The organism is Streptomyces sp. OR43, from assembly GCF_008042275.1.
In the GTDB taxonomy this organism is placed as follows: Bacteria; Actinomycetota; Actinomycetes; order Streptomycetales; family Streptomycetaceae; genus Streptomyces.
The window spans coordinates 1-711 of record NZ_RDBK01000127.1 but is presented as its reverse complement, the minus strand read 5'-3'; the positions used below and the strand labels follow the sequence as shown (position 1 = coordinate 711).

Sequence of the window (711 nt, the reverse complement as noted above, 5' to 3'; positions counted from 1 at the left end):
GTGGTTGTGGGATGGGGCGGGTGTGGGTGGTCAGGGTTGGCGTACCGGGGTGTTGCCCAGTTCCACCGCGGCGCAGCGCCAGCGGAGGTCGGGGCCCTGTTCCAGGCGGAAGGCCATGGCGCGGACCTGTTCGCCCGCCGCGATGCTCGCGCAGGCCTCCACGACGCCGGGAGCCGGCTGGGCGCCTCGGCACATGCGGATGACCGGGCGGGCGCCGCGGCTCCTGAGTGGGGTTGCGGGGGCCAGTTCGGCGAGCTGGTCGTAGGCCTCGCCGATCGTGTGGCCGAGCATCCAGTGGACGGGGCGCTGGCCGCTGAGGACCGCCAGGAGGCGTTCCGCGAACCAGTGGTGGGGCCGGATCCGCCGGTCGGTCCGGCGGCGTTGTGCGGGTACGGCCTCGGGCCTGCGTGCGTCGTGCCGTCCGGTGGGCCGGGTCCTGTTCGTGCTCATCGCTGTCGCCCCCGTGCTTCAGAGGCCCGGCTGAGTACCGGGCGGTAACTTCTGCTGTGGATCTTCTACGGGGACGGCGGAGGCGGCCGCAAGCGTCGGTAGGCCGAGGGAGGAGGTCGCGGGATTCACCTATCCGGGTGGCGGGGCCGGAGATGATCAGCGGCGTACGGGCCTCGTCGACCAGGATCGAGTCGACCTCGTCGACGATCGCGAAGTTGTGACCGCGCTGGACGAGCTCGTCCTGCGCCCAGGCCATGTTGT

Annotated in this window: 1 protein-coding gene and 1 pseudogene; both read right to left on the bottom strand. The window is 71.9% G+C overall.

Annotation, left to right across the window (positions count from 1 at the left end):
- Positions 1-30: 30 nt before the first annotated feature.
- Positions 31-450, bottom strand: a complete 420-nt coding sequence (locus EAO72_RS41545) for an Rv3235 family protein (RefSeq protein WP_148022555.1) — start codon at positions 448-450, stop codon at positions 31-33.
- Positions 451-589: 139 nt separating this feature from the next.
- Positions 590-711 (bottom strand): annotated as a pseudogene (locus tag EAO72_RS41540) (hypothetical protein); the annotation flags it as partial.

Excerpts from the sequence above, each read along its gene's own strand:
- EAO72_RS41545 (WP_148022555.1), bottom strand. The coding sequence starts at position 450 with ATGAGCACGAACAGGACCCGGCCCACCGGACGGCACGACGCACGCAGG.